General features: G+C 66.1%; 14 protein-coding genes and 1 riboswitch. Of the genes, 8 read left to right on the plus strand and 6 right to left on the minus strand.

Annotated features, from left to right (window positions below; translation table 11 throughout):
• The first annotated feature begins 110 nt into the window (after positions 1 to 110).
• Complete coding sequence (locus HMPREF2924_RS25740) at positions 111 to 680, plus strand: cytochrome b (RefSeq protein WP_003106133.1); 570 nt, start codon at positions 111 to 113, stop codon at positions 678 to 680.
• A gap of 11 nt (positions 681 to 691) precedes the next feature.
• A complete protein-coding gene (locus tag HMPREF2924_RS25745) occupies positions 692 to 1267 on the plus strand; it encodes a YceI family protein (protein WP_003084626.1) in 576 nt (191 codons plus the stop codon).
• 68 nt (positions 1268 to 1335) lie between these two features.
• On the opposite strand, the gene mexR is transcribed toward HMPREF2924_RS25745, so the two are convergent.
• Positions 1336 to 1779, minus strand: a complete 444-nt coding sequence (gene mexR / locus HMPREF2924_RS25750; RefSeq protein WP_004365054.1) for an effux pump transcriptional repressor MexR — start codon at positions 1777 to 1779, stop codon at positions 1336 to 1338.
• 274 nt (positions 1780 to 2053) lie between these two features.
• Here mexR and mexA point away from each other — a divergent pair, with 274 nt between their 5' ends.
• From mexA to oprM, 3 genes are read left to right on the plus strand one after another with little or no spacing between them, the layout of a single operon-like run.
• Positions 2054 to 3205 (plus strand): multidrug efflux RND transporter periplasmic adaptor subunit MexA, encoded by a 1152-nt coding sequence (gene mexA / locus HMPREF2924_RS25755; RefSeq protein WP_003118819.1) that lies wholly within the window; start codon positions 2054 to 2056, stop codon positions 3203 to 3205.
• A gap of 15 nt (positions 3206 to 3220) precedes the next feature.
• Positions 3221 to 6361: a multidrug efflux RND transporter permease subunit MexB gene (gene mexB, locus HMPREF2924_RS25760; RefSeq protein WP_003084631.1), complete on the plus strand. Its 3141-nt coding sequence runs from the start codon at positions 3221 to 3223 to the stop codon at positions 6359 to 6361.
• Position 6362: 1 nt separating this feature from the next.
• Positions 6363 to 7820 carry a multidrug efflux RND transporter outer membrane channel subunit OprM gene (oprM, locus tag HMPREF2924_RS25765; protein WP_003084633.1) on the plus strand — a complete coding sequence of 486 codons (1458 nt, stop codon included), beginning with the start codon at positions 6363 to 6365 and terminating at the stop codon, positions 7818 to 7820.
• Positions 7821 to 7915: 95 nt separating this feature from the next.
• Here the strand turns inward: oprM and HMPREF2924_RS25770 are convergent, their stop codons facing one another.
• The 5 genes from HMPREF2924_RS25770 to ahcY form a co-directional block, all read right to left on the minus strand.
• Positions 7916 to 9835, minus strand: a complete 1920-nt coding sequence (locus HMPREF2924_RS25770; RefSeq protein ID WP_003129006.1) for an RNA helicase RhlE2 — start codon at positions 9833 to 9835, stop codon at positions 7916 to 7918.
• A gap of 250 nt (positions 9836 to 10085) precedes the next feature.
• A complete protein-coding gene (locus HMPREF2924_RS25775) occupies positions 10086 to 11156 on the minus strand; it encodes a hypothetical protein (protein WP_003084637.1) in 1071 nt (356 codons plus the stop codon).
• A 69-nt stretch (positions 11157 to 11225) separates the two neighbouring features.
• Entirely contained in the window at positions 11226 to 12074 is an 849-nt protein-coding gene (gene metF, locus HMPREF2924_RS25780) for a methylenetetrahydrofolate reductase [NAD(P)H] (protein WP_003084639.1), read from the minus strand.
• 66 nt (positions 12075 to 12140) lie between these two features.
• Entirely contained in the window at positions 12141 to 12695 is a 555-nt protein-coding gene (locus HMPREF2924_RS25785) for an HD domain-containing protein (protein ID WP_003118822.1), read from the minus strand.
• Between the two features lie 40 nt (positions 12696 to 12735).
• On the minus strand, positions 12736 to 14145 hold the full coding sequence (gene ahcY / locus HMPREF2924_RS25790) for an adenosylhomocysteinase (RefSeq protein ID WP_003099900.1): 1410 nt from the start codon (positions 14143 to 14145) through the stop codon (positions 12736 to 12738).
• 22 nt (positions 14146 to 14167) lie between these two features.
• A riboswitch (S-adenosyl-L-homocysteine riboswitch) is annotated at positions 14168 to 14273 on the minus strand.
• Between the two features lie 179 nt (positions 14274 to 14452).
• Here ahcY and HMPREF2924_RS25795 point away from each other — a divergent pair.
• The 3 genes from HMPREF2924_RS25795 to HMPREF2924_RS25805 all read left to right on the plus strand — a co-directional run bounded on the left by HMPREF2924_RS25795 (position 14453) and on the right by HMPREF2924_RS25805 (position 18676).
• Positions 14453 to 14869: a DUF2946 domain-containing protein gene (locus HMPREF2924_RS25795; RefSeq protein ID WP_023086803.1), complete on the plus strand. Its 417-nt coding sequence runs from the start codon at positions 14453 to 14455 to the stop codon at positions 14867 to 14869.
• A 125-nt stretch (positions 14870 to 14994) separates the two neighbouring features.
• Positions 14995 to 17187: a TonB-dependent receptor gene (locus tag HMPREF2924_RS25800; protein WP_003129012.1), complete on the plus strand. Its 2193-nt coding sequence runs from the start codon at positions 14995 to 14997 to the stop codon at positions 17185 to 17187.
• A gap of 10 nt (positions 17188 to 17197) precedes the next feature.
• Positions 17198 to 18676, plus strand: a complete 1479-nt coding sequence (locus HMPREF2924_RS25805; protein ID WP_003129014.1) for a PepSY domain-containing protein — start codon at positions 17198 to 17200, stop codon at positions 18674 to 18676.
• Positions 18677 to 18737: the final 61 nt, after the last annotated feature.

Consider the following 18737-nt stretch of genomic DNA (forward strand, 5'->3'; position numbering starts at 1 on the left):
CTTAGCCTGCGAACCTATCTTGTGAATCGATGTTTCAAAGCAGAATTTTCTGCTTTAACTCGATGGATTTGCCGCTAGTCTTGAGGCTTCGCTTTTCAAGGAAGTTTTTCATGCAGTGGCGCAATACCTCATCCCGTTACGGCGTATTCAGCCTGTTCCTGCACTGGGGCAGCGCGCTGGTGGTCTTCGGCCTGTTCGGCCTGGGCCTGTGGATGCGCGAACTGAGCTATTACGACCCCTGGTACCACCCCGCGCCGGCGCTGCATAAAAGCATCGGCATCCTGCTGGCCATCGCCCTGCTGGTGCGGATCGTCTGGCGTTTCGTCAGCCCGCCGCCGCCGGCGCCGGCCAACCACGGTCCGCTCACGCGGGTAGCGAGCAAGCTTGGCCACCTCGCGCTGTACGGGCTGCTGCTGGCGGTGATCGTCGCGGGCTACCTGATTTCCACCGCCGACGGCGAACCGATCAGCGTGTTCGGCTGGTTCTCCGTGCCGGCAACCCTCAGCGGGCTGCCCGACCAGGCGGACGTCGCGGGTGAAATCCATCTCTACCTGGCCTGGGCGCTGGTGGTCTTCGCCGTCCTCCATGCCCTGGCCGCCCTCAAGCATCACTTCGTCGACCGCGACCCGACCCTAAAGCGCATGCTCGGTCGCTCGTCGAATGATCAACAACCACGTTAAGGAGAATGTCCATGCTGAAGAAGACCCTTGCCGCGCTGGCGCTCGGCTCCGCACTGTTCACCGCCGGCCAGGCAATGGCCGCGGACTACAAGATCGACAAGGAAGGCCAGCACGCCTTCATCGAGTTCCGCATCAAGCACCTGGGCTATAGCTGGCTGTACGGCCGCTTCAACGACTTCGACGGCAGCTTCACCTTCGACGAGAAGAACCCGTCGGCCGACAAGGTCAAGGTGACCATCAACACCAACAGCGTGGACACCAACCATGCCGAGCGTGACAAGCACCTGCGCAGCGGTGATTTCCTCAACGTCAGCAAGAACCCGACCGCTACCTTCGAATCCACCGAAGTGAAGGCCAACGGCGACAGCGCCGACATCACCGGCAACCTGACCCTGAACGGCGTGACCAAGCCGGTCACCATCAAGGCCAAGCTGATCGGCCAGGGCGACGACCCGTGGGGCGGCTACCGTGCCGGCTTCGAAGGCAGCGCCACCCTGAAGCTGAAAGACTTCGGCATCAAGATGGACCTCGGCCCCGCATCCCAGGAAGTCGAGCTGCTGCTCTCCGTCGAAGGCATTCGCCAGTAAGCGGATACCTGAAACGAAAAACGCCGGCGATCGCCGGCGTTTTTCATTGTGCTTCGAAAAGAATGTTCTTAAATATCCTCAAGCGGTTGCGCGGCCAGGCATTGGTCGAGGAGATGCACCAGGGTGGCTTGTTCCTCCGGGGTGAGCGGGGCAAACAACTCGTCATGCACGCGTGACATGATGGCTTCCGCATGCTGGTGGATGGCCAGCCCCTCGTCGGTGAGGAAGAGCTGGAAGCTGCGCTGGTCACTGGGGTTGCGCTCGCGGCGGACCAGGTTTCTTCCCTCCAGCTCGCGGATCTTCCGGGTGATCAGTGCCTTGTCGCGGCACATCTGGCGTCCCAGGTCCTGCAGGTTCAGCCCGCGTTGTTCGTCGATAAGCTTCAATACATGGACGTCGGGCGGGGTCAGGTCGAGTCGCTGGCAATCGAGCTCGCTCTGGATGCGCGTCCGCACATGCTGGAAGACCGCCATCAGCGCGGGCATCAGGTCGGGATTCACGGGGTAGTTCATTGGTCTGGCCGAGTAAACCTAATGTAAATGTGGTTGATCCAGTCAACCATTTTGCTTATTTTAGTTGACCTTATCAACCTTGTTTCAGGTTCTGAATATGGGCCATGGCGCCGGGTGGATAACCGGCCATCGAGCTAAAACGTTTCAGGTGTTTTCACGCGAGGCTTTCGGACGTTTACAAACACCTATGAATGTAAGTATTTTGCCTGCCTTCTTCGAGCCGGTGCAGCGCCTTCACGCTGCATCGGCCGCTTTCGCTCATGAGGACAACGCTATGCAACGAACGCCAGCCATGCGTGTACTGGTTCCGGCCCTGCTGGTCGCGATTTCGGCCCTTTCCGGGTGCGGAAAAAGCGAGGCGCCGCCGCCGGCGCAAACGCCGGAGGTCGGAATCGTGACCCTGGAAGCGCAGACGGTGACCCTGAATACCGAGCTGCCGGGCCGGACCAATGCGTTCCGCATCGCCGAGGTGCGTCCCCAGGTGAACGGCATCATCCTCAAGCGCCTGTTCAAGGAAGGCAGTGACGTCAAGGCCGGGCAGCAGCTCTACCAGATCGACCCCGCCACCTACGAGGCCGACTACCAGAGCGCCCAGGCCAACCTGGCCTCGACCCAGGAGCAGGCCCAGCGCTACAAGCTGCTGGTCGCCGACCAGGCAGTGAGCAAGCAGCAGTACGCCGACGCCAATGCCGCCTACCTGCAGTCCAAGGCGGCGGTGGAACAGGCGCGGATCAACCTGCGCTACACCAAGGTGCTGTCGCCGATCTCCGGCCGCATCGGCCGTTCCGCGGTGACCGAAGGCGCCCTGGTGACCAACGGCCAGGCCAACGCGATGGCCACCGTGCAACAGCTCGACCCGATCTACGTCGACGTCACCCAGCCGTCCACCGCCCTGCTGCGCCTGCGCCGCGAACTGGCCAGCGGCCAGCTGGAGCGCGCCGGCGACAACGCGGCGAAGGTCTCCCTGAAGCTGGAGGACGGTAGCCAATACCCGCTGGAAGGCCGCCTCGAATTCTCCGAGGTTTCCGTCGACGAAGGCACCGGCTCGGTCACCATCCGCGCCGTGTTCCCCAACCCGAACAACGAGCTGCTGCCCGGCATGTTCGTTCACGCGCAGTTGCAGGAAGGCGTCAAGCAGAAGGCCATCCTCGCTCCGCAGCAAGGCGTGACCCGCGACCTCAAGGGCCAGGCTACCGCGCTGGTGGTGAACGCGCAGAACAAGGTCGAGCTGCGGGTGATCAAGGCCGACCGGGTGATCGGCGACAAGTGGCTGGTTACCGAAGGCCTGAACGCCGGCGACAAGATCATTACCGAAGGCCTGCAGTTCGTGCAGCCGGGTGTCGAGGTGAAGACCGTGCCGGCGAAGAATGTCGCGTCCGCGCAGAAGGCCGACGCCGCTCCGGCGAAAACCGACAGCAAGGGCTGATCAAGGGGATTCGTAATGTCGAAGTTTTTCATTGATAGGCCCATTTTCGCGTGGGTGATCGCCTTGGTGATCATGCTCGCGGGCGGCCTGTCGATCCTCAGTCTGCCGGTCAACCAGTACCCGGCCATCGCCCCGCCGGCCATCGCCGTGCAGGTGAGCTACCCGGGCGCCTCGGCCGAGACGGTGCAGGACACCGTGGTCCAGGTGATCGAGCAGCAGATGAACGGGATCGACAATCTGCGCTACATCTCCTCGGAGAGTAACTCCGACGGCAGCATGACCATCACCGTGACCTTCGAACAGGGCACCGACCCCGACATCGCCCAGGTCCAGGTGCAGAACAAGCTGCAACTGGCCACCCCGCTACTGCCGCAGGAAGTGCAGCGCCAGGGGATCCGGGTGACCAAGGCGGTGAAGAACTTCCTCATGGTGGTCGGTGTGGTTTCCACCGACGGCAGCATGACCAAGGAAGACCTGTCGAACTACATCGTTTCCAACATCCAGGACCCGCTCTCGCGGACCAAGGGCGTCGGTGACTTCCAGGTGTTCGGTTCGCAGTACTCGATGCGCATCTGGCTCGACCCGGCCAAGCTGAACAGCTACCAACTGACCCCGGGCGACGTGAGCAGCGCGATCCAGGCGCAGAACGTGCAGATCTCCTCCGGCCAGCTCGGCGGCTTGCCGGCGGTCAAGGGCCAGCAGCTCAACGCCACCATCATCGGCAAGACCCGCCTGCAGACCGCGGAGCAATTCGAGAACATCCTGCTCAAGGTCAATCCCGACGGTTCCCAGGTGCGCCTGAAGGACGTCGCCGATGTCGGCCTGGGCGGCCAGGACTACAGCATCAACGCGCAGTTCAACGGCAGCCCGGCGTCCGGTATCGCGATCAAGCTGGCCACCGGCGCCAACGCGCTGGATACCGCCAAGGCGATCCGCCAGACCATCGCCAACCTGGAACCGTTCATGCCGCAGGGCATGAAGGTGGTCTACCCGTACGACACCACCCCGGTGGTCTCGGCCTCGATCCATGAGGTAGTGAAGACCCTCGGCGAGGCGATCCTCCTCGTGTTCCTGGTGATGTACCTGTTCCTGCAGAACTTCCGCGCCACGCTGATCCCGACCATCGCCGTACCGGTGGTGCTGCTGGGGACCTTCGGCGTGCTCGCCGCGTTCGGCTTCTCGATCAACACCCTGACCATGTTCGGCATGGTGCTGGCCATCGGCTTGCTGGTGGACGACGCCATCGTGGTGGTGGAGAACGTCGAGCGGGTGATGGCCGAGGAAGGCCTGTCGCCAAGGGAAGCGGCGCGCAAGTCCATGGGCCAGATCCAGGGCGCGCTGGTCGGTATCGCCATGGTGCTCTCGGCGGTATTCCTGCCGATGGCGTTCTTCGGCGGCTCCACCGGGGTGATCTACCGGCAGTTCTCCATCACCATCGTGTCGGCCATGGCCCTCTCGGTGATCGTGGCGCTGATCCTCACCCCGGCGCTCTGCGCGACCATGCTCAAGCCGATCGAGAAAGGCGACCATGGCGAGCACAAGGGCGGCTTCTTCGGCTGGTTCAACCGGATGTTCCTTTCCACCACCCACGGCTACGAGCGGGGCGTGGCGTCGATCCTCAAGCATCGCGCGCCGTACCTGCTGATCTACGTGGTGATCGTGGCCGGGATGATCTGGATGTTCACCCGCATTCCCACCGCGTTCCTCCCCGACGAGGACCAGGGCGTACTGTTCGCCCAGGTACAGACCCCGCCGGGCTCCAGCGCCGAGCGTACCCAGGTGGTGGTGGACTCGATGCGCGAATACCTGCTGGAGAAGGAAAGCTCTTCGGTCAGCTCGGTGTTCACCGTGACCGGCTTCAACTTCGCCGGCCGCGGCCAGAGTTCGGGCATGGCGTTCATCATGCTCAAGCCCTGGGAAGAGCGTCCCGGTGGTGAGAACAGCGTGTTCGAGCTGGCCAAGCGCGCGCAGATGCACTTCTTCAGCTTCAAGGACGCGATGGTGTTCGCCTTCGCGCCGCCGTCGGTACTGGAACTGGGTAACGCCACCGGCTTCGACCTGTTCCTCCAGGACCAGGCGGGCGTCGGCCACGAGGTCCTGCTCCAGGCGCGCAACAAGTTCCTCATGCTCGCCGCGCAGAACCCGGCGCTGCAACGCGTGCGCCCCAACGGCATGAGCGACGAACCGCAGTACAAGCTGGAGATCGACGACGAGAAGGCCAGCGCCCTCGGCGTGTCCCTTGCCGACATCAACAGCACCGTGTCCATCGCCTGGGGTTCCAGCTACGTCAACGACTTCATCGACCGTGGCCGGGTCAAGCGGGTCTACCTGCAGGGCAGGCCGGACGCGCGGATGAACCCGGACGACCTGAGCAAGTGGTACGTGCGCAACGACAAGGGCGAGATGGTGCCGTTCAACGCCTTCGCCACCGGCAAGTGGGAATACGGTTCGCCGAAGCTGGAGCGCTACAATGGCGTGCCGGCGATGGAGATCCTCGGCGAGCCGGCGCCCGGCCTGAGTTCCGGTGACGCCATGGCGGCGGTCGAGGAGATCGTCAAGCAATTGCCGAAAGGCGTTGGCTACTCCTGGACCGGCCTGTCCTACGAGGAGCGCTTGTCCGGCTCGCAGGCGCCGGCGCTGTATGCGCTGTCGCTGCTGGTGGTGTTCCTCTGCCTGGCGGCCCTGTACGAAAGCTGGTCGATTCCGTTCTCGGTGATGCTGGTGGTGCCGTTGGGCGTGATCGGCGCGCTGCTGGCGACGTCCATGCGCGGCCTGTCCAACGACGTGTTCTTCCAGGTGGGCCTGTTGACGACCATCGGCCTGTCGGCGAAGAACGCCATTCTCATCGTGGAGTTCGCCAAGGAGCTGCACGAGCAGGGCAAGGACATCGTCGAGGCGGCCATCGAGGCCTGCCGCATGCGTCTGCGGCCGATCGTGATGACCTCCCTGGCGTTCATCCTCGGTGTGGTTCCGCTGGCGATCTCCACCGGCGCCGGCTCGGGCAGCCAGCATGCGATCGGTACCGGCGTGATCGGCGGCATGGTCACTGCGACCGTCCTGGCGATCTTCTGGGTACCGCTGTTCTACGTGGCGGTCAGCACGCTGTTCAAGGACGAGGCGTCCAAGCAGCAGGCTGAGGCCGAAAAGGGGCAATGATATGAAAAGGTCCTTCCTTTCCCTGGCGGTAGCCGCTGTCGTTCTGTCCGGCTGCTCGCTGATTCCCGACTACCAGCGCCCCGAGGCGCCGGTAGCCGCGGCCTACCCGCAAGGGCAGGCCTACGGGCAGAACACCGGCGCGGCGGCCGTTCCGGCCGCCGACATCGGCTGGCGCGAGTTCTTCCGCGACCCGCAGTTGCAGCAACTGATCGGCGTGGCGCTGGAAAACAACCGCGACCTGCGGGTCGCCGCGTTGAACGTCGAGGCCTTCCGGGCGCAGTACCGCATCCAGCGGGCCGACCTGTTCCCGCGGATCGGCGTGGACGGTAGCGGCACCCGCCAGCGTTTGCCGGGCGACCTGTCGACCACCGGCAGTCCGGCGATTTCCAGCCAGTACGGGGTGACCCTGGGCACTACCGCCTGGGAACTCGATCTCTTCGGCCGCCTGCGCAGCCTGCGCGACCAGGCCCTGGAGCAGTACCTGGCGACCGAACAGGCGCAGCGCAGCGCGCAGACCACCCTGGTGGCCAGCGTGGCGACCGCCTACCTGACGCTGAAGGCCGACCAGGCGCAGTTGCAACTGACTAAGGACACCCTGGGCACCTACCAGAAGAGTTTCGACCTGACCCAGCGCAGCTACGACGTCGGCGTCGCCTCCGCGCTCGACCTGCGCCAGGCGCAGACCGCCGTGGAAGGCGCCCGCGCGACCCTGGCGCAGTACACCCGCCTGGTAGCCCAGGACCAGAATGCACTGGTCCTGCTGCTGGGTTCCGGGATCCCGGCGAACCTGCCGCAAGGCCTGGGCCTGGACCAGACCCTGCTGACCGAAGTGCCGGCGGGCCTGCCGTCGGACCTGCTGCAACGGCGCCCGGACATCCTCGAGGCCGAGCACCAGCTCATGGCCGCCAACGCCAGCATCGGCGCCGCGCGCGCGGCGTTCTTCCCGAGCATCAGCCTGACCGCCAACGCCGGCACCATGAGCCGCCAGCTGTCCGGCCTGTTCGACGCCGGTTCGGGCTCCTGGTTGTTCCAGCCGTCGATCAACCTGCCGATCTTCACCGCCGGCAGCCTGCGCGCCAGCCTGGACTACGCGAAGATCCAGAAGGACATCAACGTCGCGCAGTACGAGAAGGCGATCCAGACCGCCTTCCAGGAAGTCGCCGACGGTCTGGCCGCGCGCGGTACCTTCACCGAGCAGTTGCAGGCACAGCGCGATCTGGTCAAGGCCAGCGACGAGTACTACCAGCTCGCCGACAAGCGCTACCGCACGGGGGTGGACAACTACCTGACCCTGCTCGACGCGCAACGCTCGCTGTTCACCGCGCAGCAGCAACTGATCACCGACCGCCTCAACCAGCTGACCAGCGAGGTCAACCTGTACAAGGCCCTCGGCGGCGGCTGGAACCAGCAGACCGTGACCCAGCAGCAGACCGCGAAGAAGGAAGATCCGCAGGCCTGATCGCCTTCCGCGCCATGCAAGAACGCCGACCCTAGGGTCGGCGTTTTTTTATCCTCGCGGAAGTCGGCGGGTCCGCGTCACGGACCCGCTCGGCCTTAGCGGTTGCGGGTCAGCAGTGCGGGGCGCTCGCCCTTGCGCCGCGGCTCCAGCTCGTCGAGCTGCTCGGCGGTGGGGAAGCGATCCATGCGCACCAGGTCGCGCTTGTTGATCACCACCGGCTGGCGGCTCGGCTGCTTGCCGGTGCCGTACTCGGACGGCTCGCGCAGCGGCGCGTCGCTCATCCGCGAGGCATTCTCGCGACCCTGGCCGCGCGGCTTGCTGGCGCGCGGTTTCTTCGCCTTGCCCTGGCCGGCACCCTGACCGCGAGCGCCGCCTTGAGCGGCGCCCTGGCTCTTGCCGCGAGCTTGGCCCTGGCCTTGGCCACGACCCTGCTGGCCGGTGCCACCCTGGGGTTTCTGCTGGCCACCGCGGCGTCCGCGTCCCTTGTTTTCCTGACCCTGGTAGGGGCTGACGTAGTCGGCGCGGTTGCCGAAATTGTCGAAGTCGTCGTCGAGGAACTCTTCCGGATCGCGATTACCGTCGACTTCCGGCGGCCGATTGGGCTTGGCCGGACGCGCTTCGCGGCTCTGCCGCGGCTGCTGCGCTTGGCCGGCCTCGCGGTTTTCCTTGTTCTTGCCACCACGACGGCGGCGCTTGCTGGCCGGCTTCTCGGTACCGTCCTGGGCCGCAGCGACATTGCTGTCGGGGTTGCTCGCCTGGGCGTCTTTCGGCTTGCGCTCGCGGCTGCTGCGCCGTTCCTTGTCGCGGCGCGGCTGCTTCTGCGGCGCCTCGCGGGGCTCCGGCTGGGCCACCTCGGGCAGCACGGCCTCGGGGTCGAAACCCTGGGCATCGCCATCGGGAATACGCTGTCTGGTCATCTTCTCGATGGCCTTGAGCAGCTTCTCTTCGTCCGGCGCCACCAGCGAGATCGCCTCGCCGCTGCGTCCGGCGCGGCCGGTACGGCCGATGCGGTGGACGTAGTCTTCCTCGACGTTGGGCAACTCGTAGTTGACCACATGGGGCAACTGGTCGATATCCAGGCCGCGGGCGGCGATGTCGGTCGCCACCAGGATGCGCACGTCGTTGGCCTTGAAGTCGGCCAGCGCCTTGGTCCGCGCGTTCTGGCTCTTGTTGCCATGGATCGCGGCGGCCGGCAGGCCGTGCTTGGTCAGGTACTCGGCGAGACGGTTGGCGCCGTGCTTGGTACGGGTGAAGACCAGCACCTGTTCCCAGGCGCCGACGGTCACCAGGTGCGCCAGCAGGGCGCGCTTCTGCGGCGCCGGCAGGCGGAACACGCGTTGCTCGATGCGCTCGACCGTGGTGTTCGGCGGCGTTACCTCGATGCGTTCCGGGTTGTGCAGGAGCTTGTTGGCGAGGTCGACGATGTCTTTCGAGAAGGTAGCCGAGAACAGCAGGTTCTGGCGCTTGGGCGGCAGCTTGGCGAGAACCTTCTTCACATCGTGGATGAAGCCCATGTCGAGCATGCGGTCGGCTTCGTCGAGGACGAGGATTTCCACGTGGGACAGGTCGACCTTGTTCTGCCCGGCCAGGTCGAGCAGGCGGCCGGGGCAGGCGACGAGTACGTCGACGCCCTTGGCCAGGGCCTGGATCTGCGGGTTCATGCCAACCCCGCCGAAGATGCAGGTGCTGTTCAGCGGCAGGTCGCGGGCGTAGACCTTGAAGCTGTCATGCACCTGGGCGGCCAGCTCACGGGTCGGGGTCAGTACCAGCACGCGCGCCTGGCGCGGGCCGTGGCGGTGTTCGCGGTCGGGATGACCGGCGGGGAACAGGCGCTCCAGTACCGGCAGGGCGAAACCACCGGTCTTGCCGGTGCCGGTCTGTGCCGCAACCATCAGGTCGCGACCTTGCAACACGGCGGGAATCGCCCGCTGTTGCACGGGAGTGGGCTGGCTGTAGCCCGCAGCCTCCACAGCGCGGGCAAGCGCCTCGGAGAGTCCGAGGGAAGAAAAGGACATGCGGGTTTTCCTATATGGGCCGGGGCGAGGCCGGCTGCTGTGAAATCACCAAGTTCTGCGAACTCCTGTCTACCTTCGGGCCCTGTCGGCCAGGGCGGAAGGTCTGGCCGCGGCGCTGCGTATGCGCTCGGTGGCCGGTGTCGAACGGGTGCCCTCGCGGGCATGGCCGCGCACCTGGTCGGGGGCGCTGGCCGGTTCGCTCCCGGCCCTGGGTGGGGGGGCCGGGGGCAGCGTCAACGGAGGGCTGCGGTCAGAGCAGGTCACGCTGGCGCAAATGCTGGCGGATCTCGTTGGCCCGGGAGCCAAGGAGGTTGCGCAGCAAGCTGTGATTCAGCCAATCCTCGATTTGTTCCGCAATCGGTTCCTGCGGATAGCGTTCGATGGCATTGGTCGCGGCTTTCTCCCACCAGACGGGGCCGCAGGCCCGGTCGAACTCGTTACTGTATTCGTGGCAACCGTAGAGCAGTTCGATACTGAACTGGCGCATCGGAGCCGGCAACGGCAGGGTTCCCAGCTTGTACAGCAGACGCTTGGCACGCGGTGGGCGTGGCAGTCGATCGGTCACCTTGAGGGTGTCGTCGAGGGCTGCAGCGCTGAGAAGGGAGGAACCGTGCTTGCACAACCAGGCCTGGATCTTCGCGCGGAACAGCTGTTTCCGGCTCCAGTAATGGTGGATCAGGTCGGTACAACCCACCAGCTCCAGCCGCTTGTGGGCGGCGACGGCCAGGACGAATTCCTCAAGAGTATAGGCACCGTTGGCAATTGGATAGAGTTCATCCATTAATTCCAACGAACGGTCGAGTATTTTCGCCTCTTCCCGAGGCAGGCCGATGACGCCGGAGTTGAGCTGGTGCATCTCGTCGTCGGCCCAGCCGCGCTCGAACAGGTAGGGCGAGAGGTCGCGGTAGAGCGGGAAGTTACGGTGTTCGCCATAGCGCGCGCCGATCGCGTTGCACAGCAGGCTGCCGGGCTGGATGCGGTCGAACAGGCGCAGGGGCGAACTGTGGAAGAAGGTATCGGTGTCGATCAGCAATGCCTGGTCGGCGTCTTCCAGGGCGTCGCGCAGGGCCACGTGCTTGGCGCGGAAGTGATAGCCGTGCGGTTGGCACCAGGCGACCAGCTCCTCGGCCGTCACTTCGCGGACCTGCACCGGCAGGCCGGCGTAGGGACTGGGGTCGTCGGTATAGACCCTGACCGTCAGGCCATGCGCCGCCCCGTCGCGGAGGTGGGCGAAGGCGCTGGCGATGCTGAACAGGGCTTCCTGGTGGTAGGTCTGTCGCCCGTAGACCAGGTAGATCAGATGCTTGCGTGAGTTTGCCATGTCTGTCGTGGATCGCGTGAGAGGCTTCCCTGCCGGTATACGCTGCCGGGCCGAACCGCGTGGGCGGTATCAGCGTGGCAGCTGGAGATTCTTCCAGATCGCCAGGCTCGGATCGGCCTGGTTCAAAGTATAGAAATGCAGTCCCGGTGCGCCGCCCTCCAGCAGGCGTTCGCACATCTCGCTGATGACCTGCTCGCCGAAGGCCTGGATGCTGCGGCTGTCGTCGCCGTAGGCTTCCAGTTGCTTGCGGATCCAGCGCGGCAGTTCGGCGCCGCAGGCGTCGGAGAAGCGCGCCAGCTTGGAGTAGTTGGTGATCGGCATGATGCCGGGGACCACCGGGATGTCCACGCCGAGCTTGGCGACCCGCTCGACGAAGTAGAAATAGGCATCGGCGTTGAAGAAGTACTGGGTGATGGCGCTGCTGGCGCCGGCCTTCACCTTGCGCACGAAGTTCGCCAGGTCATCCTCGAAGCTGCGCGCCTGGGGGTGGACTTCCGGATAGGCGGCGACCTCGATGTGGAAGTGGTCGCCGGTCTCGGTGCGGATGAAGTCCACCAGTTCGTTGGCGTAGCGCAGTTCGCCGCTGGCCATGCCCATGCCCGACGGCAGGTCGCCGCGCAGGGCGACGATGCGGCGGATGCCGGCCTCGCGGTAGCGGCCGAGCAGTTCGCGCAACTCGGCTTTCGAGTCGCCGACACAGGACAGGTGGGGCGCGGTCGGCACTTTCACCTCGCCGTCCAGTTGCAGCACGGTACTCAACGTGCGGTCGCGGGTGGATCCGCCGGCGCCGTAGGTGCAGGAGAAGAAGTCGGGCTTGTAGCCCGCCAGGTTGCGGGCGGTGGCCAACAGCTTTTCATGGCCGGCCTCGGTCTTCGCCGGGAAGAACTCGAAGCTGAAACGGCGTTCGCTCTGACTCATGATCGGTTCCTTGGACGCGACCACGGCCGCGCCTCTTCTTGTTGATTCCGACTAGCGCCGGGTACTTCAGTAGTACTGGCGGTAGTGCTCGATTTTTTCCCGCAGGCGTCGGGCCGTCGCGGCGTGGGCATGGCCGAGGCGAGCGAGGATCAGCTGCGACTCCTGGTGGTAGTTCGCGATCTTGTCCTGGTTCCAGGTCTGCGGCGGTGGCTGCAGGTTGGTGATGCGGTCGCACAGCTTGACCAGGGCGTACTGCGCCGGGCCCTCGGCAAGCGCCTGGAGATAGTCGTCGAGGGAACGCTTGGGGCCGTCGCCCACGCGCTTGCTCAGGGCCTGCACGCCGGCACAGACGAACTCGCCGAACTGTTGCCGCAGCTCCTCGGGTGAGGTCGCCGTGTCTTCCAGGGTGTCGTGCAGGACCGCGATCTGCAGGGTTTCCCCGAGCCGTTCGATGGCACCGTCGCGATCGGCGGCCAGCAGCTCGTTGGCGACCATGCCCAGGTGCACCAGATAAGGCAGCGGCGAGCCGCTGAGGGTCTGGTTGCGGTGGGCGCGGGCGGCGAACAGCCAGGCCTGGTTGTAGCGATCGGCGAGGTGCGTGGACATCGTGGGAGCGCTCATGCGAACGGGGCAGGCGCATGGCGCCTGCCCCGTGGTCCGCTTAGTAGCGATAGGTGTCCGGCTTGAACGGGCCTTCCACGCTCACGCCGATGTACTCGGCCTGTTTCGGGGTCAGCTGGGTGACCACGCCGCCGAAGCCCTTGACCATCTCCAGGGCCACTTCCTCGTCGAGCTTCTTCGGCAGCACTTCGACGCTCAGGCGCTTGGCCTTCTCGGCGGCCGGCAGGTCGGCGTACTTCTGCTCGAACAGGTGGATCTGCGCCAGCACCTGGTTGGCGAAGGAACCGTCCATGATCCGGCTCGGATGGCCGGTGGCGTTGCCCAGGTTGACCAGGCGGCCCTCAGCGAGAAGGATCAGGTAGTCGTCGTTGTGCGCGTCGAAACCGTCCTTGCCGGTGCGGTGGATCTTGTGCACCTGCGGCTTGACCTCTTCCCAGGCCCAGTTCTTGCGCATGAAGGCGGTGTCGATCTCGTTGTCGAAGTGGCCGATGTTGCAGACCACCGCGCGTTTCTTCAGCGCCTTGAGCATGTTGGCGTCGCAGACGTTGACGTTGCCGGTGGTGGTGACGATCAGGTCGATCTTGCCCAGCAGCGCGGCGTCGATGCTGGCCTCGGTGCCGTCGTTGATGCCGTTCTTGTACGGCGAGACGACTTCGAAGCCGTCCATGCAGGCCTGCATGGCGCAGATCGGGTCGACTTCCGCGACCTTGACGATCATGCCTTCCTGGCGCAGCGACTGCGAGGAGCCCTTGCCCACGTCGCCGTAGCCGATCACCAGGGCCTGCTTGCCCGACAGCAGGTGGTCGGTGCCGCGCTTGATGGCGTCGTTGAGGCTATGGCGGCAGCCGTACTTGTTGTCGTTCTTGCTCTTGGTCACCGAGTCGTTGACGTTGATCGCCGGGACTTTCAGGGTGCCGTTCTTGAGCATGTCGAGCAGGCGGTGGACCCCGGTGGTGGTCTCTTCGGTGATGCCGTGGATGCGCTCGAGCATCTGCGGGTATTTCTTGTGCAGGATCTCGGTCAGGTCACCTCCGTCGTCCAGCACCATGTTGGCGTCCCACGGCTGGCCGTCCTTGAGGATGGTCTGCTCGATGCACCATTCGTACTCTTCCTCGGTCTCGCCCTTCCAGGCGAACACCGGGATGCCGGCGGCGGCGATGGCGGCGGCGGCCTGGTCCTGGGTGGAGAAGATGTTGCAGCTCGACCAGCGGACTTCGGCGCCCAGCGCGACCAGGGTCTCGATCAGCACGCCGGTCTGGATGGTCATGTGGATGCAACCGAGGATCTTCGCGCCTTTCAGCGGCTGCTGGCCGGCATACTTGCGGCGCAGGCCCATCAGTGCGGGCATTTCCGATTCGGCGATGATCAGCTCGCGGCGGCCCCAGGCGGCCAGGGTGATGTCGGCGACCTTGTAGTCGGTGAAACCGGCGGGCGTCATGACAGCGCTCATGCGTAACTCTCCATTCGTTGTCTGCGAATGGGCGCCGTTGGTGCGTTGACAGACCGGCGAGGCCGGCCTGAGAGCGCGCTCCGTTCGAGCCTGACAGGCCTAGGCCTGCTGCAGCGCCCCTCGAACGGAAGGCGGGAGCGACCCGAAAGGGCCGCCTGAGCGGGCGATTATAGCGGCGCCACATGAAACTCCCAAGTCACCCCTGATACGCCGCTCGTCGCCGTGCGTCGCGCCCTCGGGCTGCGGCGATGCACCGCAGCGCAGAAGCGCGGGGAATTTGCGTGTCAGGATGCTAGAGTGCGCGGTCATGAGAATCGCTCCCATCTCCCGCTCACCGCTGCTGCAGTGGCTGAGCTTCGCCCTCTGTGCCTGCGTGCTGGTCAACGCGCTGGCTTGCGGCGTCCTGCACCTGCAGGCGCTGGGAGTGGGCAGCGACAAAGGGCAGAAGGCCAGCGTCGGGCTGTTCTGCGTCGCCGGTGCCAGCCAATGGCTATCCCTGGATCCCGACGACGGGTCCGCCGGCGATCCGGCACCGGTCAATCCCCAGTTGCCGGTGAGCTGCCCGATGTGCAGCGCCCTGGTGCTGTTCGTCGCGCTCGGGGTGATCTGGTCCTGGCGCTTGCAACGGCGACGCCAGGCGCGTTTCCGCCCGCCCGCCACGCGCGAGCCGGTGCCGCCCCGGTACGTCTGGCCGCCGGCCAACCCGCGCGCTTCCCCCGCCTGATCCTGAACGCCCGCCGCGCCGGGCATTTGCATCCGTCGCCCGTCCTGCCTCGTCCGCGCAGCGCTCGCCGCTGTCCATCCGGGCGAGGCGGGCGTGCCCACCATGCCTTGCTTCAGGATCGCTCGATGAAAAAGCACTCCACGGCCCGCCGCGTCCTCGCGCTGGGTCTCAACCTCACCCTGGCCGGCGTTCCGGCCTGGCTCTGGGCCGATGAGGAACCCACCGAACTGCCCGCCCTCACCGTCAGCGCCGGCGCCGCCGGGGAAACCCCGCCGGCCCTCGATCTCGACGACAGCGCCGGCGGCGGCTCGCGCCTGGGCCTGAGCCTGCGCGAGACTCCCGGCTCGGTAAGCGTGGCCAACCGTGCCAGCTTCGAGCGGCGCGGCCTGCGCAGCACCCAGGACATCGCCAACAGCCTGCCCGGCGTGAACGCCTCGGCGCCGCCCGGCTTCGGCGGCTTCGTCACCTACCGCGGCTTCAGCTCGAACCAGGTCAACCAGTTGTTCAACGGCATTCCGGTGCAATACAGCAGCGCCATGCGTCCGCTGGACGACTGGATCGTCGACCGCGTCGAGCTGGTCGGCGGTCCGTCCTCCTTCCTCAACGGCGCCGGTGCCGTCGGCGGCTCGCTGGACTACATCAGCAAGCTCGCCGACCGCTACGGCGATTTCATGGAAGGCCGGGTGCGCTATGGCAGCTACGACGATTCGGAAGTCGCCTTCGGCTTCAACCAGGCCCTGGGCATCGGCCCCGAGCCGAAGCACTTCGTGCGCCTGGACGTCAGCCGCAGCGGCGGCAACGGCTACGTCGACCGCAATTCGCGCGAATCGTGGAACGTCGCTTTCTCCCTGCTCAGCGACCTGACCCCGGACCTTTCCCACACCCTGGCCCTGGAGTACCAGGACGAGCAGGAAGACAGCCCCTACTGGGGCACGCCGGTGCTCAATCCCTACGCCGGCGAGCTGAAGATCGACAAGAGCCGTCGCCGCGAGAACTACAATGTCGCCGATGGCCGCTACGAACAGCGCGTGCGCTGGCTGCGCTCGATCCTCGAATACCGGGTCAGCGACAGCACGCGCTGGCGCAACACCTTCTACCACTACGACGCCGAGCGCGATTACCGCAACCTCGAGACCTACCGCTACAACGCCGACAACAGCGGGGTGGTGCGCTCCAACGCATTCCTCCAGCGCCACGACCAGCAGCTCAACGGCAACCGCTTCGAGCTACAGCACAGCCAGCCGCTGTTCGGACTGGCCAGCGACTGGGCGCTGGGCTTCGACTACAGCATCAACAAGCAGACGCGCTTCCCGAGTACCGCCTCCGGGCCGTTCGGTACGGTCGATCCGGCCAGTTTCGAGCCGGGCCACTTCTACGACCTGCCGGGCATGCGTCCCGGCCACCGGAAGGACCGCAGCAACGAGGTGCGCACCAGCGCGTTGTTCGCCGAGAACCGCCTGGGCCTGACCGACGAGCTGTCGCTGGTCACCGGGCTGCGCTACGACCACCTCGACCTCGACGTGCGCAACCATCGGGTACCCGACAAGGACAATCCCGCACACTTCGAACGGCGCTGGGACGTGGTCACCGGGCGCGCCGGGCTGGTCTACCAGTTCACTCCGCACGCCAACGTCTACCTGCAATACAGTACCGCCGCCGACCCGCCGGGCGGGGTGCTGACCAGCGCCAGCTTCGGCCAGGTCCGCGACTACGACCTGTCCACCGGCGACCAGTGGGAGCTGGGCAGCAAGTTCGATTTCCTCGACGGTCGCGGCAGCGCCACCCTGGCCGCCTACCGCATCGTCCGCCGGGACTTCTCGGTGGCCGACCCGAACAACCCCAACCTCAGCGTGCCGGTGGGCCAGCAGACCTCCAGGGGCATCGAGGCCGCCGCCTCCCTGCGGATCACCCCGAAGCTGCTGGCCGAGGGCAATTTCGCCTGGGTCGACGCGCAGTACGACGAGTTCACCGAGAACGTCGGCGGCGTCGCCGTCTCGCGTAAGGGCAAGACGCCGCCGAACGTGCCGGAGCGGGTCGGCAACCTGTGGCTGACCTACGACTTCGACCCGGCCTGGCAGGGCGGGGTGGACGCGCGCTACGTGTCCTCGGTGTACGCCAACAACGCCAACACCTGGCACGTGCCGTCCTATACGGTCTACGGGACTTTCCTCAGCTACCGGCTGGACGAGCGCACGCGGATCACCGGGCGCGTGCGCAACCTCACCGACGAGGTCTACGCGCGCTTCGTGCAGAGCACGCCGCTGTACTACGTCGGCGATCCGCGCACCTTCGAGCTGAGCGTGCAGACGCGCTTCTGAGGAGTCGTCGATGAAACGCTACCTGTACCTGTGGCACCGCTGGCTGGGCATCGGCTGCTGCCTGCTGATGGTGCTCTGGTTCGTCTCCGGCATGGTCATGCTGTATGTCGGCTATCCCAAGCTGACTCCGCTGGAACGCCTGGCCCACCTGCCCGAGCTGGACGGCTGCGAGTCCTGCGTACCGCTGCGGACGGCCCTCGCCGGCGGCGATGGAAAGACCCCGCGGAGCATCCGGCTGGCCAGCGTAGGAGGCCTGCCGACCTACCTGCTGGACGATGCCGACGGACGCACGCGTGCGCTGGCGGCGCGCGACGGCCGGCCGCTGGCGGTGGACGCGGACAGGGTGCTGGCTTCGGCCCGTGCTTTCAGCGGCGAAGTACCGATGCAGTTGCAAGGGCGGATCGAGGAAGACGCCTGGACCCATACCCGCAACCTCGATCCGCACCGGCCGCTATGGCGGGTGCAGACCGCGGACGAGCAGGGCCGGCTGCTCTACCTGTCCTCGCAGACCGGCGAGGTGGTACGCGACGCCAGCCGCCGGGAGCGCGCCTGGAACTGGCTCGGCGCCTGGCTGCACTGGCTCTATCCGCTGCGCGGCGGCGGGTTCGACGGGCAGTGGGCGAACCTGGTGATCGGCCTGTCGCTGCTGGCGACCCTGGCGACCGTCCTCGGCATCCTCGTCGGCCTGCTCCGCTGGCGCTTCCGCAAGCCCTATCGCAGCGGCTCGCGCTCGCCCTATGCGGGCGGTTTCCAGCGCTGGCACCACCTCGCCGGCCTGCTCTTCGGCGCGCTGGTGCTGAGCTGGATCTTCAGCGGGCTGATGTCGATGAATCCGTGGAACCTGTTCGGCCGCGGTACGCCGTTCGACCTCGCGGCCTACCAGGGCGGTAGCTGGGACCGGGCGCTGCCCGCCGGACTGGAGGCGGACGCTGTCCTGCGGCGCTTGCGTGCCGCCGGGTTGCGGGTGCGCGAGCTGGAGTGGCGGGCGCTCGACGGCGAGCCCTATGCGCTCGGGCGCAGCGCCAGCGGCAACAGCCTGCTGCTGACGGCGGATGGCGAAATCCTCCGGGAGCTACCCGCGGATCGCCTGCTGGCGGCGGCTCGCGCGCTGCTGCCGGGCGTGCCGATGCAGGCCGAACGGTTGGAACGCTACGACTTCTATTACTACCCGCGCGAAGAACACAGCATGATGGGCTACCTGGAGCGGCGCCTGCCGGTCTGGCGCCTGCGTTTCGACGATCCCCGGCATACCTGGGTGCACCTGGATCCCTACAGCGGCGCGGTGGTTGGCGTGCTCGACGACGGTCGGCGCGGCAGCCGCTGGCTGTTTTCCCTGTTGCATAGCTGGGACTGGCTGCCGCTGCTGACCCGGCGTCCGCTGTGGGACCTGTGGATGCTCGGTTTCAGCCTCGGCGGCCTGGTGGTCTGCGCCAGCGGCTGCTGGATCGGCTGGCGTCGCCTGCGCGGCCGCCGTCCGAAGCGTCGCTGAGAGGGGCTACCTGGCAAGACTGGGCGTCGCCGCACGCCCGGATTTGCTGGTAGCCTTGGTT

Source organism: Pseudomonas sp. HMSC063H08 (genome assembly GCF_001813645.1).
GTDB classification, from domain to species: domain Bacteria; phylum Pseudomonadota; class Gammaproteobacteria; order Pseudomonadales; family Pseudomonadaceae; genus Pseudomonas; species Pseudomonas aeruginosa.